The organism is Ruminococcus sp. XPD3002 (assembly GCA_900119535.1).
In the GTDB taxonomy this organism is placed as follows: Bacteria; Bacillota; Clostridia; order Oscillospirales; family Ruminococcaceae; genus Ruminococcus; species Ruminococcus flavefaciens_H.
Genome location: FPJT01000001.1, coordinates 265163 through 278518 on the forward strand (window position 1 = coordinate 265163; position 13356 = coordinate 278518).

The following is a 13356-nucleotide window of genomic DNA, read 5'->3' on the forward strand; positions in this document are numbered from 1 at the left end:
AGGAATTATGAGTCGGTCTTTTGCTGTATACTTGCCATTATACAAGAAATGCCCTCCGAATATCGGAGGGCAGGCTTATATCATTTTAAGTCACTTTCAGAAGGACTTTATCTCACCGAGGATGAACTTGTTGAGCAGCTTCAGATCATCGGCATTGATAGCGTCATCGCCGTTTAAGTCGGCAGCTCCGAAGATCTCGGCTTCACCCGATGCGGCTGACGATCTCATGATGCATACATCATAAGCGTTGATCTTTCCGTCACCGTTGAGGTCTCCCTTGGTGTATTTGACTGCGGGACTGTCAGGTCTCCACCAGTTTATATTGAAGAGATATCCCTCTCCGCCCTTGAATACGAAATAAACATCGTGTTTGCCTTCGGTTTTCTCAACGTTGCAGGTCTGTGTAGTCCAAGTCTGCCAGCCGTTCGTACCCTTAACGTCCATTCTGCCTATTACCTTGCCTTCGGGACTGTCAAGACGTATTTCAAGAGATGCCATTGCGCCGTCCGAACCGATACGGAAATCGATATTGTTTACGTTGGTAAGGTCGATATCCTTGAATCCGATATAGTCGTTATTCTCGATATATGCCACATCGAGACCGCCTTCGGAGCAGTTTTCGGTATCAACACCTGACTTGTAGTTACAAGTTTCAGCCTGAATTACCTTTCCTTTTTTAGCACTTCCTGTCTGTGCAGGAGTTGTAGTTTCAGCAGGTGCATCAGTAGCAGGCTGTGAACCTGTACCGTAATCAGCTTCTATCCTTGCATCTGCACTGAGTTTAACGCTGATAACAGGTGAATCTGCGCTTCCCTTGGTTATTTCGGCACCGCTGATATTCCAGTGATAGAAGGTGCTTCCTTCCTTGGGGTTTGCTGAAAGAGTTATTTCGTAATCGGGGTGATAATAGCCGCTCCACTGGCTTATATCGCCGAGTTTAAGGGTATTGAGGTCAATGCTTCCGCAGTCGGAAGGATTTACGATACTGAGTTTATGAGGCTCGGAGGAGAGCTTCATAGCGGACCTTGTAGTACGCTCCGCATATGAATAACGCTTTGCGTAGAAGTCGGTAACAGTTGCTATCTCGTTCTCGAATCTTCTCTCTGCATTTGCACCTGACATGCTTCCCGAGTAGAAACGTGCAAAGGTGTCTGCAACCTGCTGCTTGTAGCTGTTCTTGTAGCCTTCTATGACTGCCTTTGTTCTGTCGGGAGTGAAGTTATAGTTTGCAAGGTCCATGAGAGTTCTTGAATATCTCAGTCTGAACTCCTCATTGTTGATGAGTCCGTTGAACATCTTTGCAAGCTGACCGTCAGTCTGACGTAAACGTCTGTAGCAGTCCGCAGAGAATGACTTGTCCTCAGAACCGTAGAGTCCCTGTCCCGATTCCGTATCGAAGAGCACCATTCTCCATTTACCGTCGGCATAGGGGTTGGTCTCATCTATTGCATCCGAGCGCCATGCGATGACGTTTCTCTGGGGCCAGTCTGCATTGGACCAGTATACCTGAGATGCAAAGTAATCGATGAATCCCTGAACGTCCACCTTATTGCAGAACTCTTCATAGGACACTCTGCCGTCTGCAACTCCGCTGCAAAGCTCTTCCCAGTCTCTGAGGTCATTTTCGGTACCTTCTTCGAGTTCATCGTTCTTTATCATTGCAACGTCGCTTTTCTTAACGCCGTAATGCTCACTGATATAGCTGTCGTCAGTCTTTTCCATAAGCTGATAGATGCCCCAGAATTCGCCGTCCAGGAACACGATACATTCCGTAGTTGCCTGATAAGCGAAGGCTCTGTCCGTAATGAGGCTCTGATTTATGCTGTCACGGAAGAAAGCGGCAGTATTGTCGTTTCCGCCGTTTCTGAGAACGATGCCGTCATACTTCTTTATAGCCTTGCCGTTTTTAGCTTTAACAGCCTTGCCTGAGAAGAAGTCGTAATCGAATTCTGCTGCACCGTACTCCTGACGAGTGTATATGTTGAAGCTCTTCTGAGGGAGACTTCTTGAATAGTTGCCCTTTATTCTGATACCAACGTTCTGTTCAAGGATCTTTTCGCCGTTCTCGAACAATGTGAAGCTTGCGGGACGCTCCCATTCTTTTCCCTTCATAGAGTAGTTTGCGAGGTATTCCCATGAATTCCTGCGGCCGCCATTTCTGTTCTCCTCGAAGACTTTTCCGAGGCAGTATATGCCCTTTTCGTTATCGAAGAGATTATCGGGATCGGTAACGAGAGAGACTACCTTCATCTGCTTATAGTATCCCGAGTTGGTCTTGCCTGTGAAATAGGTCTTTGTAACAGGTTCGCTGATATTGCCCTTGCTGTCCACTGATACCGCACGTATAACTGCACCCTTGTCCACGTTCTCACGGGGCGCTTCCGCACCGTCGGGAGCGATATCTGTACGCTTGCTGAGGCGGTTCGGAGTCTCGGACATATCCTCAATGGTTATCGGTCCTGTGTACTTCTCGGACTCGGTAGTAGGAAGGCTTCCGTCTGTTGTATAGTAAATGGTGCATCCTTCGTCAGCCTGAAGTGTAAGAGCGAAGCTGCTGTCATAGTATCCGCTGTCCTGTGAGAAAACAGGAACGTGTACAGCTGCGCTTCCCTGAGGGGCACTGTTAGCCTTATCGGGGGTACAGCTGAAGTTATAGAACTCACCGCTGCCGTCGGGGTACTGTCCGTAGGAAGTATCGGAAGCGAGAGCGCCGAATGTAAGGGTATTTGCGGCATTTCCGCTTTTGTCGGTAAGAATGAGAGTCTCACCTGATGCAGAAAGTCCGAATGGAGCTATCCTGCTGTTGATTGCTGCTGCATCGCTGTCGCAGTAAACGAGCAGACGTCCGTTTGCAGGGATACGGGTACCGTCGGGGAAGACGTACCTGTAAGGTTCACTTTCCTTGTCGGAAAGTCCCCAACCCGAGATATCGGCTTCATTCCTGTCATTGTTGTAAAGCTCTATCCAGTCGTAGAAATTGCCGTCTGACGAGGGATAGGAAGTGTTTTTCGAGCACACCTCATTAAAGGATACCTTTGCGTTTGAGTCTGCATTTGCAGGGATATAAGCGGCGCTCTGAAGCAGAACTCCGAGGCTCATTATCCATGCGGCAGTACGCATTCTTGATAATTTTTTCATTGTTTTCCTCCACATCTCAATAGATACACCCAGTAAGCAGAGTAAGTTATTTATATTTATTTACAGAGCGTATTATCTGTTATATATATTACAGCGTAATAATTATATCACATACAAACGTCTATTGCAAGCGTTTTTCAACTTTTTTACGGACAAAAACATTGGTTTCTGATGAATGTGTACTGATGATTGAATAGTATATTTATTTTATAATATAATTTGTGAACTGTATATATTTTTGTAAAAAATACCTATGAGTTAGAAAATCAAAAGCCGGTTTTGGGCATTTGTCCGATTTTTACTTAAAAGACTATTATTTTCGTGATTTTTGCGCTATAATAATAGTAGTGATATGTTCGGCGCTGCAAGATGGCTTTTGAGGTTTATGCCTGTGCATCGCCGGTATTGACACACAGTTAGGGCTGTGTATCGATATTTCGGGGGGCAAATAATTTAATGGATAAAAAACCAATACGGCGTGATTTTTTCAGGTACATATTGGCGAATGTTATCAGCTCTTTAGGCGTATCGGTATATATTCTTATCGATACCTTTTTTATTTCACGAGGAATGGGTACAAGAGGTCTTACTGCCCTGAATCTGTCCCTGCCTGTTTTCAATTTCATGAACGGCTTCGGACTTATGCTGGGTATCGGCGGCGGAAGCAAGTTTTCCATGCTCTACTGCCGGACAGAGCGAAAAGAGACAGATGCAGTATATACCAACTCGGTCGCAGCTATGCTTGTAGTTGCAGCGTTTTTCGAGGTTCTCGGCATCTTCTTTTCAAAGACGGTAACTCATCTGCTGGGTGCGGACGAAATTGTCTTTGAGATGTCCCACAGCTACATAAAGACCGTACTTCTCTTTTCACCTGCATTTCTTATGAATAACCTTATGGCTTGCTTTATGCGCAACGACAGCGCTCCGCGGCTTGCCATGCTGGGTATGCTGAGCGGCAGTTTCGCTAATATCATACTTGATTACGTCTTCATTTTCAAACTGGATATGGGAATGGGCGGTGCAGCTCTTGCTACCTGTATTTCGCCTTTCATAAGCATGGGGATAATGAGCATCCACTTCATTACAGGCTGGAACGCTTTCAGTCTGCGGCTCATAGTTCCTTCGCTGAAAAGTATAGGTGAAATAGTCTCGCTGGGACTTCATTCCTTCTTATCCGAGGTCTCGGGCGGAGTTGTGATAATGCTTTTCAACTTCGTTATCTACCGCATCTCGGGAAACACAGGCATTGCCGCCTACGGAGTAGTGGCAAATGCAGCAATAGTCTTTACGGCTATATACACAGGTATCGCAAGCGGTATTCAACCGCTTATGTGCAGATACCACGGACGAAGTGATGCTTCCGCAGTAAAATATGTACTCCGTCTCGCTCTGTGGACATCGCTGATATTCTCCGTTTTCGCATATGCTGCTGTTTTCTTCGGTACACCGTATATAGTCACCGTTTTCAACAGCAGAGGAAGCTCAGTGCTGAGGAAGATCGCTGAAACCGGTCTCAGGGAATACTTCCTGTTCATGCCTTTCATGGGTACAAACACGATCATTTCGGTTTACTTCACATCGAAGGAAATGCCGAAACAGGCTCAGCTCATATCGCTTCTCAGAGGAACTTTCCTCGTTATACCGATCGCATTTTTAGCCTATATGTTAAGGAGCATGACGGGCGTTTGGCTTACCGTTCCCGCATCCGAACTGATAACCACATTAATCGGTATGACGATCCTTCTGATGACGTTCAGACGTTCATGGACGGAACCGCAGGATCCGCGCACGATATATCTGATGAGATGACTAACTTCCTTAAGAGTGATATACATTTATATTGCTCCACCAATTAACTCTTGAAGAAATATTGCGACGGACTGGCAGAGAAAGGCAAGGAAGAAAGCCGCAGGAATGCTGTCGCATTTCAAGACTTTCTGACGCAGTATTTCGCTGTCAGGACAAGCAAGAAAATTCAGGAGTTAGTTGGGGGAGCAATAATAGATATACGCAGGCGATAAGTAATTATCGGGGTAGATCCTTTCTAAATGGATCGCCCCGATTTTTGTTTCGGGAATGAACTGTGCAGGGACATCTTTTCAGCAGTTCACCGTTATGCATTTTTGATAAATGAATAGCCGCAGAGTAGTGCAATACGCCAAAAGCGGGAAAATACATTGACATCGTGTCAGGATAGTGCTATACTATGAATAATGACGCTGTGTCAAAACACTCGTTCAGATATGGGTTACGGCGGTATTAGTCCCCCGTAATCATTGAAATATGAAATGCGAACAGGAGGTTAGATCTATGCAGAATTTTGACTATATGACTCCCACACGGCTTATCTTCGGTAAGGGCGTCATCGAAAAGCTCCCCGAAGTCATGGGAAAATACGGAAAAAAGGTGCTTCTCACCTACGGCGGCGGAAGCATTAAGAAGCTCGGACTTTATGACAAGGTGAAGGAACTGCTTTCGGACTTCGATATCGTGGAACTTTCGGGTATTCAGCCGAATCCGAAATACGATCCGAGTGTCCTTGAAGGTGTCCGCCTTTGCAAGGAACATAATGTGGACGTGATACTTGCTGTAGGCGGCGGAAGCGTACTGGACTGTTCCAAGGCTATTGCAGCAGGCGCAAAATACGACGGGGACGTATGGGACCTCATTTCATATAAAGCCTTCGCAAAGGATGCACTTCCGATAGTCGATATCCTTACCCTTGCCGCTACAGGAAGCGAATATGACTGCGGAGGAGTTATTTCAAGGACCGAGACAAATGACAAGATAGGTTATGTGGATCCACATCTGTATCCTGTTGTATCTTTCCTTGATCCGACATATACTTTCACGGTTTCCAAAAAACAGACTGCCGCAGGCTGTGCTGATGCTATGAACCATATAATGGAGCAGTATTTCTGCGAGGATGCTACTCTCCTTAATGACGGCTTCTGCGAGGCAGGTCTGAAGAGTCTGATGATAAATGCGAGAAAATGTCTCGATAACCCCGAGGATTACAACGCAAGAGCTGAAATGATGTTCACCTGCACTCTCGGCTGCAATGGCATTTATGCGCTGGGCAACAGCGAGTCCGGCTGGCCTTGCCACGGAATAGAACATGCACTCAGCGCTTACTACGACATAACCCACGGTGAAGGTCTTGCTATCATAACTCCAAGGTGGATGAAGCATATCCTCAGTGAAAAAACTGTGGATCGTTTCGTGAAATACGGCGTGAACGTCTTCGGCATAGACAGCAGTCTTGAAAAGTTCGATATAGCTGAAAAAGCAATACAGGCAACCTACGATTTCTTCGAGTCTATCGGTATACCGATGCACCTTAAGGACGTTGGCATCGACGAAAGCCGCATAGGTGAAATGGCTCACCATATCGCCGTGAATGAAGGACTCGAAAACGCATACGCACCGCTTACAGAACAGGATATCACCGATATACTGAACGCATCACTTTAATACAAAGGAGAAAACCATCATGAGAAAAAGTATCAAAACTACAGAAGCTATCTTCCCTATGCCTGTACTTCTCGTTTCAACTTACAACGAGGACGGCAGTATTGATGTAATGAATGCAGCATGGGGTACTATGGTCGAGAGAAACATAGTCGCTCTGAACCTGACTGAAACTCACCAGACTGTTGCCAACATCAAAAAGAGAAAAGGCTTCACCGTTGCTATCGCAGACGTTAAACACGTTACCGAAGCTGACTACTTCGGCGTTGTCTCAGGCAAGGATACTCCCGATAAGTTCGCAAACAGCGGCCTTAATGCAGAGAAGTCCGAACTTGTTGATGCTCCCGTTATCACCGATTTCCCCATTGTGCTTGAGTGCGAGTTCATCGAATATCAGGACAGCGAGTACGGTCTCGGCGTTATCGGCAAGGTGGTAAATGTTACTGTAGACGAAAGCGTCATGAAGGACGATAAGGTCGATGTTGATGCCGTTAATGCTATCGCTTTCGATCCGTATACCCACGGCTACTACAAAGTCGGCGGAAGAGTAGGAGATGCGTTCAAGGACGGTCTTAAACTGAAGAAGTAATAAGGTTTTGGCATTATATCCTTAAAACCGTAAAAATTTAAACAGGCAGATACTTGCACTCGTGACATTTACGTCTTTGAGTGCTGTATCCGCCTGTTTTATTTTTTAAATAGTATTATTAGCTTTAATATATCCGGAACTCTCTAAGTGTATGATAGTGAAACTGTAATATACCGTTGATTATATACTCGGTGTATAATTGAGCTTCGGCCTTATGATTTCCTTGAGTGATACCGTGAATTTATTTCCTTCTGAAAAAATATCGGATTATAGAGAAAAACATAATATTTCCGACTAAAATGGTATTATTTTCAAAATGAAAAAACGGTTGACAAATTATACGATCTGATATATAATTGAAGTTGGCATTTGGCTTAAGAATGTTATTATCGATATTTGCTTTTTTGTTTATATATACAAATTGCGTTCGTAATCTTGATATAAACTTGACAAAAGAAAATGGATGTATTATAATATGCTTTAGTGCTTGTATTATCATCATTCTTTTGATTTGTTGAGCAAACAATTTACAAATTAGGGCTAAAGCTATGATCATACGGTCAGAATGGTGGTTTGATTTTAATAAATAAAAAATCCATTTAGTTCCATCTGACCTACTACAGGCGAATATGCTAATGGTGGGGAGTTTGACGGAGTGTTGGGGCGGTAGTTGGCTTTGAGCATATAAATTCGTGTGAATTGTAGAATATGTGCGAATTGTTAGGTAGAAAATGAACTTGTAGAGTTCTGACGATGAACGGGTGGGCGTACTCGTTTATTGTTTTATTTAGAGAATTGTGAAATATGGATTTTGGTGGTGAGATTGTGGTGAACTTGAGTAGCCGTGATTTGCATGTGGTATATGCATCGGATGATAAGTTTGCGGAGATTCTTGGAGTCTCACTTGTTTCTTTGTATGAAAATAGCACTGAAATGAACGGGATTCACATTTATGTTCTGGATAGCGGCATTTCCGATAAGAACAAGAATCGGTTGCTCTCAATTTGTGACAAGTATGATCGAGAGCGTATTCAGTTTATCTCAGCTAGAGATATCAGCAAAATTTTATCAATGAATGTCAATACAGATCGCGGTTCTTTGAGCCAGTATGCACGGCTGTTTGTTTCCAGAGATCTCCCGGAAACTTTGGAGCGCGTACTTTATCTTGACTGCGATATTATTATAAACGGAAGCCTATACGACTTGTGGAATCTGGATCTAAAGGGCAAAACAATCGCTGCCCTGAAAGATGCATTTAGCAAGCAGTACCGAAAGAATATTGAACTTCAGCCGAATGATGTTATGTTCAATTCCGGTGTCATGCTGATAGACATGAAAAAGTGGAAAGATAAGCATATTGAAAAGAAGCTTCTTTCTTTTATCAAGCGACATAATGGCGTTATTCAGCAAGGGGATCAAGGCGCACTCAATGCGGTGCTGTCGAAGGATACTTATTGTTTCCACCCGCGTTTTAATTCAGTCACTATTTTCTATGATTTTACTTATGAGGAAATGCTGGCTTACCGTAAGCCTGTAGATTTTTATAGTAAAAGGGAAGTCAAACAGGCTGTGGAGTATCCGGTTATCATCCATTATACGACGAGCTTTACAAGCACACGACCGTGGATTGAAGGAAGCAAGCATCCGTATAAAGACAAGTGGCTGTATTATAAAGGGAGAAGTCCATGGGCGGATGAGCCATTGTGGAAACCGTCAAAACCAGGAGGCTTGAAGGGAGCATATGTAAGTATGTCAAAAAAGCTACCTAGAAAGATGATGATTCATATATCAAGTTTGCTGCAGGTGCATGGAAGACCATTAATTTACAGTATGAAGAAATAATCATAATAGGCAACAATGGGAAGATAGGTACAGGTGATACTGACGCGCACGATGTTATGGATGGCGTGGCTGCGGTGTTTTGTAACACAACTATCGAATGAAGAAATACTGTAAAGGAGATTTAAGTGTATAGGATATTATTTATAGAAGCAACGTCATCCAAGGGCGGCATAGAAACTTTTATTCTAAACACATGCAAGTACCTTGATAAGGATAATTACCAAATCACTGTTCTTGCAAATTGCCCCGAATGCTCTATTGAGTGTGAACTATCGGAGATAGGTATTTCAATAGAACATATACGTCCTGCTGAACAAGGACTTATCGCATACTATCGTGACTTGAAACGGGTGATCAATACAGGTGGTTTTGATATTGTTCATATCAATAAGAATTCGCTGGCTGATCCGTTGACTCTATTATTATGTAAAAAGAGGCATATTCCCAAAATTGTTCTGCATTCGCATAATACCCATCCCACGAGCAGGAAGATATCAACTTTGTTGCATCAGGTTTTTAGAAAATTATTAGTAAATAAACATATTATAAAAATCGCGTGTTCACAAAAGGCTGCTGATTGGATGTTTTCAAATCGCAGCAGCGATAATTGCTTATTGCTAAAAAACGGAATTGAGACCGAACGATATGCTTTTCGTCAGGATATACGAGAATGTGTGCGCAATGCCTTAGGAGTGCTGCCAGATGAACTTGCTATTTGCAACGTTGGAAGGCTGTGTGAGCAAAAGAATACACTCTTTTTAGTCGAGATTATGCGTGAAATCGTCAAATTACACCCGGCAGCAAGGCTGTTCTTGATTGGTACAGGAGAAATGGAAAGTGCAGTTAGGGAGAAAGTACAGGAATTGCGTCTCTCTGAGCATGTAACATTTCTTGGAAAACGCACAGATGTTAATGAATTACTTCAGGGAATGGATTTGTTTTTGATGCCATCTCTGCATGAAGGACTTCCGATTGCCGCAATTGAAGCGCAGGCTGCCGGATTGCCGTTATTGATTTCAGACACAGTGGATCAAGAGGTGAAACTCTTAGAATCCACGGAGTCAGAGTGCTTGACTTCAGCACCGAATGTATGGGCTTCACATTGCTTAAAGCTGGTTGGGGCGAATCGGCGAGACGATGCATACAAAAGGATTAAGACGGCTGGATATGATATTTGCGAGTCAGTCATTCGACTGGAGAATTTATATTCAAAATAAGTATTTTGCCATAGCCGATTTATAAGGATAGTTAAAGCATGATTTATTTGGCTGTATTTTTTTTATCGTGTGGTTTTTTGATGATATCAGAACGACTTGAAAAGAAGGAATTAAACTTTCTTGGCGTTTCGCTTGGTAAAAAAAGGCAGAGCCTTTTTTATTATATTTGCGTTGCAATTGGTCTGTTGCTGCCAGCAGTATTGGCAGGGCTAAGAGATTCTTCCATAGGCACGGATGTTGAACTGTATGGAAACTATTGGTTCATATATGCAGGAAAGTATAGATTTATTCCCTATATGAAAATGGCTTCTGAACAATCGATTGGTCCTGTATATGCACTTATGAATTACCTTGTATCAATTGTGACGGATGATGTGAAGGTGTTCTATTTTGTCCTGTCGCTTATAGAAACTGTCTTGGTTTATTTCGGTATACGTGGGTTTAAAGATAAGATATCAGTACCTTTTGGAATGTTTTGTTACTATACAATTTTTTACAACAACACACTAAATTTGCTTCGTCAGATGTTGGCAGTTTCAATTGTCTGCTTTTCTTATCGCTTTTTAGTAAAAAATCAGTATGCTGTTTTTTTCATTTTATCACTTTTGGCAATATTGAGTCATTCTTCAGCTGTATTTGTTATTCTGTTATTTTTTGGGTGGATATATTTGAAAAAAAACCAAGCAAAATCTGATGTCTATTTCTCAAATATTATCATTTTTGTTGTAATCGCATTTGTCATGCTTGCTTATAAGCCCTTTCTGAAAATGATGATTTCGAGTCATATATTATCTGCTCGCTTTTTAACGTACTTGGAGGAAACGGTTGTTGGCGGCAGAATGATTCGGCTTGGGTTTTGGGTGATTTTAGCTTGCTTTGCGTATTTTGCATTCTACCAGTTGGTTAATTATGATAAAAGAAATAAGTTTATAATTAGTTGTATTACGACGTCCCTTGCATTTTCACTTGTCATGTTCATGGGGAATGTATATGCAATTCGTATGGCGTATTACTTTGATGGAGCGGCAATCATTTTGATTCCAATGATTCCAAAAGTATATAAATTGCAGGTTGATGGTACAGGCAAAATGAAATATCTACTTTATATTATTTTAGGCTTATTTCTTATAGTACGATGGTATTTGGAATATGTGCGCTCATTGAATGGTGAAACATATCCTTATCAGTTTGCGAGTTTTTAGTGTATTGAAGAAGGAGAGTATGATGATATATATTGTTACACACAAAAAGTATAATATGCAAGAACTGGATGGATATTCACCAATTCAAGTTGGCGCTGCTTTACATGATGATTTAGGCTATTTGAAGGATTCTGGCGGTGATAACATTTCAAAGAAAAACCCGAATTACTGTGAATTGACTGCTCTATATTATATTTGGAAGAATAGCACTGAAGAAGTGGTTGGAATGGTTCACTACAGAAGATATTTTTGCACTCAAAAAACTATTCACCCCAAAAAGCACCTGCTTTCTTATGCTAATGCAGTGCAGCTTCTTCAGCAATATGATATCATTCTTCCTTACAAGATGTATCGCCGCGGACGAACGCTGCGGGAGGATTATGCGCTGGCTCATAACATCAGGGATTATGATGTTTGTCGGGATGTGATCGGACAGATCTATCCGGATTACTTACGGGCATTTGATGAAGTGTCGAATCAGAAAACACTTTATCAGTACAATATGCTGATTTGTAAAAAAACGCTGTTTGATTCTTATTGCAAATGGCTTTTCGATATCCTGTTTGAAGTGGAACGCCGTGTGGACATCAGGAAATATGATGCGTATAATCAGAGAATTTTCGGGTTTCTTTCAGAGAGACTATTTAATGTCTGGCTTTATCATGAACAGCTAAAGATTAAAAAGTTGGAGGTCTATAACATTGAAGACTCCACGGCACAACTGCTAAAAGCAAACATCAAAAATATCATTAAGCCTATCGTGGGAGTGGAGAGATAATGAAAAAAATAGGAATTATTACATTCCATTCCGCATATAATTACGGTTCGGTGCTTCAGGCGTTTGCGACGCAAGAAACTGTCAGGGCACTTGGATATGTTCCTGAGATCATCAACTACCGCCTTGCGGAACAGAGAAGGGTTTACGCGAATCTGCGGTTTAAGTATGGCGTTAAGGAACTGATAAAGGATTTGACACTGCTTCCAATGTACAGGAAGCGTAATCAGAAGTATGCTGCTTTTGAAGATTTCTTTGCAAAGCATCTGTTTTTGACACAGGAGGTCGCAGGTGTGGAGGAAACCCTTGCGCTCATGCAGCAGTATGAGACAGCAATCAGCGGCAGTGACCAGATCTGGAATAAACATTCCCTTGAGCTTGAGGCAAATAGCTGGGACTTTATGAAGCCCTACCTTCTTGCAGACTTTGCAGGTAAAAAAGTGTCCTATGCGTCCTCTACCGCAAATATGAGCCATGAGGAGCTGGAGAAGATAAAGCCCTATCTGGATAAGTTTGCGCATATAGCTATGCGGGAGTCGTCCAGTGCAGCAGTCATCTCCATAATGCTTGGCAGAGCTGTAGAATCGGTCCTTGACCCAACATTTCTGCTTGATCGCACAGCATGGATTAAAGCTCTGTCTTTAAAAGACGAACCATCCAATAATATCGTGTACTATTCTCTTGGTGGCCTGAAACGTTTCAATGTGATTCGACCTGTGCTAAATGAGTTGGCAAAACGTGAAAAGTGTAAGGTAATAGTTATTACTCCGTTTTGTTATGTGGGTGGAAACAGAGTCTTTGAACCGCATCCGGAATATGGCCCTGTTGATTTTCTTCAGGCACTTCGGAATGCAAAAATGGTCGTAACCGATTCCTATCATGGTACGATTCTATCTGTAAATTTAGGCAAGGATGTTTATTCTCTCTGTAAAAAAGGCGGCTCAGAGTTTAGAAAAACGGATATTCTGAAAGCAGTTGGTTTGGAGGAACGAGTCATCTATGAGCCCCAAAAGTTGGTTGAGGTGCGTATGACTCCAATCGATTATAATGTCGTGCAGGCGTATATTGAGCAGCACAGAGAACAGAGCATTGCCTATCTGAAACATGCGTTAGAGGGATAAC

The 13356-nt window shown here is 42.6% G+C and carries 9 protein-coding genes; 8 read left to right on the forward strand and 1 reads right to left on the reverse strand.

Going from position 1 to position 13356, the window contains the following annotated elements; translation table 11 throughout:
• Nucleotides 1-96: 96 nt before the first annotated feature.
• On the reverse strand, nucleotides 97-3138 hold the full coding sequence (locus BT127_RS01065; RefSeq protein ID WP_075423171.1) for a CotH kinase family protein: 3042 nt from the start codon (nucleotides 3136-3138) through the stop codon (nucleotides 97-99).
• A 456-nt stretch (nucleotides 3139-3594) separates the two neighbouring features.
• Between BT127_RS01065 and BT127_RS01070 the strand changes: the two genes are divergently transcribed.
• The 8 genes from BT127_RS01070 (at nucleotide 3595) to BT127_RS01105 (ending at nucleotide 13355) form a co-directional block, all read left to right on the forward strand.
• The gene (locus BT127_RS01070; protein WP_075423172.1) at nucleotides 3595-4947 is read left to right on the forward strand and encodes an MATE family efflux transporter; all 1353 of its coding nucleotides are present in this window, start codon (nucleotides 3595-3597) and stop codon (nucleotides 4945-4947) included.
• A gap of 501 nt (nucleotides 4948-5448) precedes the next feature.
• Nucleotides 5449-6612 (forward strand): iron-containing alcohol dehydrogenase, encoded by a 1164-nt coding sequence (locus BT127_RS01075; protein WP_075423173.1) that lies wholly within the window; start codon nucleotides 5449-5451, stop codon nucleotides 6610-6612.
• A 19-nt stretch (nucleotides 6613-6631) separates the two neighbouring features.
• Nucleotides 6632-7198 carry a flavin reductase family protein gene (locus tag BT127_RS01080; protein WP_075423174.1) on the forward strand — a complete coding sequence of 189 codons (567 nt, stop codon included), beginning with the start codon at nucleotides 6632-6634 and terminating at the stop codon, nucleotides 7196-7198.
• Between the two features lie 804 nt (nucleotides 7199-8002).
• The gene (locus tag BT127_RS01085; RefSeq protein ID WP_075423175.1) at nucleotides 8003-9040 is read left to right on the forward strand and encodes a glycosyltransferase family 8 protein; all 1038 of its coding nucleotides are present in this window, start codon (nucleotides 8003-8005) and stop codon (nucleotides 9038-9040) included.
• Nucleotides 9041-9165: 125 nt separating this feature from the next.
• A complete protein-coding gene (locus tag BT127_RS01090) occupies nucleotides 9166-10257 on the forward strand; it encodes a glycosyltransferase (RefSeq protein WP_075423176.1) in 1092 nt (363 codons plus the stop codon).
• Nucleotides 10258-10295: 38 nt separating this feature from the next.
• Nucleotides 10296-11459, forward strand: coding sequence for an EpsG family protein (locus BT127_RS01095; RefSeq protein WP_075423177.1), 1164 nt, complete (start codon nucleotides 10296-10298; stop codon nucleotides 11457-11459).
• A gap of 19 nt (nucleotides 11460-11478) precedes the next feature.
• Nucleotides 11479-12237 (forward strand): DUF4422 domain-containing protein, encoded by a 759-nt coding sequence (locus BT127_RS01100; RefSeq protein ID WP_075423178.1) that lies wholly within the window; start codon nucleotides 11479-11481, stop codon nucleotides 12235-12237.
• A complete protein-coding gene (locus tag BT127_RS01105; protein WP_075423179.1) occupies nucleotides 12237-13355 on the forward strand; it encodes a polysaccharide pyruvyl transferase family protein in 1119 nt (372 codons plus the stop codon). Before BT127_RS01100 ends, BT127_RS01105 begins: the two co-directional genes overlap by 1 nt.
• Nucleotide 13356 lies beyond the last annotated feature (1 nt).

What these genes read in the sequence shown, in the direction of transcription:
- BT127_RS01065 (WP_075423171.1), bottom strand. Translation starts at nt 3,138, where the DNA reads ATGAAAAAATTATCAAGAATGCGTACTGCCGCATGGATAATGAGCCTC.
- BT127_RS01070 (WP_075423172.1), top strand. Translation starts at nt 3,595, where the DNA reads ATGGATAAAAAACCAATACGGCGTGATTTTTTCAGGTACATATTGGCG.
- BT127_RS01075 (WP_075423173.1), top strand. Translation starts at nt 5,449, where the DNA reads ATGCAGAATTTTGACTATATGACTCCCACACGGCTTATCTTCGGTAAG.
- BT127_RS01080 (WP_075423174.1), top strand. Translation starts at nt 6,632, where the DNA reads ATGAGAAAAAGTATCAAAACTACAGAAGCTATCTTCCCTATGCCTGTA.
- BT127_RS01085 (WP_075423175.1), top strand. Translation starts at nt 8,003, where the DNA reads ATGGATTTTGGTGGTGAGATTGTGGTGAACTTGAGTAGCCGTGATTTG.
- BT127_RS01095 (WP_075423177.1), top strand. Translation starts at nt 10,296, where the DNA reads ATGATTTATTTGGCTGTATTTTTTTTATCGTGTGGTTTTTTGATGATA.
- BT127_RS01100 (WP_075423178.1), top strand. Translation starts at nt 11,479, where the DNA reads ATGATGATATATATTGTTACACACAAAAAGTATAATATGCAAGAACTG.
- BT127_RS01105 (WP_075423179.1), top strand. Translation starts at nt 12,237, where the DNA reads ATGAAAAAAATAGGAATTATTACATTCCATTCCGCATATAATTACGGT.